Origin of the sequence: Aeromonas sp. MdU4 (assembly GCF_041929505.1) — a bacterium.
In the GTDB taxonomy this organism is placed as follows: domain Bacteria; phylum Pseudomonadota; class Gammaproteobacteria; order Enterobacterales; family Aeromonadaceae; genus Aeromonas.
This window is the reverse complement of sequence record NZ_JBHFMW010000046.1, coordinates 1-2,169: the sequence shown is the minus strand read 5'-3', so window position 1 is coordinate 2,169 and position 2,169 is coordinate 1. Positions and strand designations below refer to the sequence as shown.

The window sequence follows — 2,169 nt, the reverse complement described above, 5'->3', positions numbered from 1 at the left end:
TATTCCAGACAGACTCGTGGTTCATTTGAGCATCCGTGCTCGCCCTGAACTCCGGGCACACCGTAGGTGATATCGCCACACCACACCTGATTGGGTTGCTGGACATCAAATTCGCGGGCCAGCAGATTGGGAATGTCCGGTCGTTCAGACTGTGCCACCTTATAGCGGTGTGCGCCCGGCTGTTTGGATACCAGCCCGGCTTCCTTCATCAGGTTACGTACTTTGAATCGACCAATCTGATACCCCAACTCCCGCATCATCGACATCAAGGCACGGCTGCCCGTTGAGTTCCGGCTTTCTTTGAACAAACGGCGCAACTCACCGCGCTGCTGCATGCGCTCACGGTTAATAGTCCGCCTGCGAGCCAGATAGTCGTAAAAACAGGATGTTGGAACATCGAAAGCGCAGCAGACCAGAGTAATGGGGGCTTGCTCCCTTAATCGGTCTATCAGCGCATACGTGTGAACTCGTCCGCCATCAAGAGAGCAGTAGCCTAATGGGATGGTCTGCTCCATCCACCCCGCTATGCTGGAGCCAGCATCAAGGAGGCTCATCATGACGCAAGCGCAGATTTACATTTACGGGATCGATTTAGGCAAAAATTGGTTTCACCTGGTGGCGATGGATCGCATGGGGCATGTATTGACCAAGCAAAAGCTCACTCGTTCACAACTGAAACAGTTCATCAGTACGACTCCACCCTGTCGGGTTGCCTTCGAGGCATGTCCTGGTTCGCAATACTGGGGGCGCCTGTTTCAACAGGCGGGGTTCGAACCCAAGATTATCCCTGCCCAATTTGTGAAGCCCTACCTCAAATCGAACAAGAATGACTTCAACGATGCCACCGCCATTGCCGAGGCTGGTAGCAGAGGCACTATGCGCTGTGTCCCGTTGAAATCTCATGAACAGTTGGCATTGCAGGCGACTCATCGCGTCCGTCAGCGTTTCATCGTCGAACGTACCGCCACAGTCAATAAGATGCGAGCGTTGCTGCTGGAATATGGGCTCACCGTGCCAGTCGGCAGAAAAGTCTTCGAGCGCTCTCTGCCGACTATCCTTGAAGATGCCGAGAATGGCTTGCCTGACTTTATCCGCGCCCTGGTATTGCGCCTGAGAGAACGGTGGCAACAACTGGATATTCAGATTGATGACATGAGCCTCATGCTCGGACAAGCCTCGAGCACATCGAGTTTGTGCCAAAAAATCAGTACCGTCCCCGGCATTGGACCAATTGTCTCAACCGCGTTGATTGCCGCAATTGGCAATGGCTCACAATTCAAGAAAGCCCGCGACCTGTCAGCCTGGTTGGGGCTGGTCCCCAGGCAATATTCAACGGGTGGCAAATCTTCGCTCGGCGGGATCAGTAAGCGTGGCAATAGCTATTTAAGGCAAATGGTTATTCAGGGCGCCAAAGCGCTGAAAATTCACATGAAGCGTGACAAATCATCGTTAGGCGAATGGGTCGCGAGGCTAGAGGTCGGCCATCACCACCATGTGGTCCTTATCGCCTTGGCCAATAAGATAATGCGAATTTGTTGGAAAGTGCTGACATCCGGCAGGGATTACCAACCGTATCCCAACACAAGTTCAGCCGTTTAACTGATAGAACTCATACTCGGTTTTGCGAGCCAAAAACAGATGACAGAAGCGTTTACCCCACGACGTTGCAGCCTGGCTAAAAAAGCAGTCTCTCATGACTGGTAGCTTTATTAGGACGACGACGTGCGGATCCCATCAAGGCCAGAGCCGGAAAACGGCTCACAGACAGGCCGGATACATTGACGCAAACGACTTCTGGAAATCAGTTCAAGCTTGCAGATAAGGAGCAGACCATACATTTTTTAGAATGTCCTTTTCACGTTCGAGTCGATTGATACGGGCTTCCAGCTCCTGAATTTTTTGCTGCTCTGGAGTCAGCGCTTTGCTGATTGGGGTTGTGCCACTGCGTTCGGATTGAAGCTGCTGAACCCAGCGACGAAGCAGGGTTTCACCGACGTCCAGTGAACGGCTGGCTTCGGGGACTGAATATCCCTGGTCGAGCACCAGGGATGCGGCGTCGAGTTTGAATTCGGCAGTAAATGAGCGACGTAATCTTGTCATTGAACACCTCAGGTCATGGTGGCGACTGTACCACCTAAAATGGTGTCCGTGAGGTATCCTGATTTTCAC

The 2,169-nt window shown here is 52.5% G+C and carries 1 protein-coding gene and 2 pseudogenes; 1 reads left to right on the top strand and 2 read right to left on the bottom strand.

What is annotated here, in order from left to right; genetic code table 11:
* Positions 1 to 62 precede the first annotated feature (62 nt).
* A pseudogene (locus tag ACE1BR_RS22320) lies at positions 63 to 494 on the bottom strand (IS3 family transposase); the annotation flags it as partial.
* A 61-nt stretch (positions 495 to 555) separates the two neighbouring features.
* Here ACE1BR_RS22320 and ACE1BR_RS22315 point away from each other — a divergent pair.
* Positions 556 to 1,599 carry an IS110 family transposase gene (locus ACE1BR_RS22315; RefSeq protein WP_374874174.1) on the top strand — a complete coding sequence of 348 codons (1,044 nt, stop codon included), beginning with the start codon at positions 556 to 558 and terminating at the stop codon, positions 1,597 to 1,599.
* 240 nt (positions 1,600 to 1,839) lie between these two features.
* Here the strand turns inward: ACE1BR_RS22315 and ACE1BR_RS22310 are convergent.
* Positions 1,840 to 2,100, bottom strand: a pseudogene (locus tag ACE1BR_RS22310) (transposase); the annotation flags it as partial.
* Positions 2,101 to 2,169 lie beyond the last annotated feature (69 nt).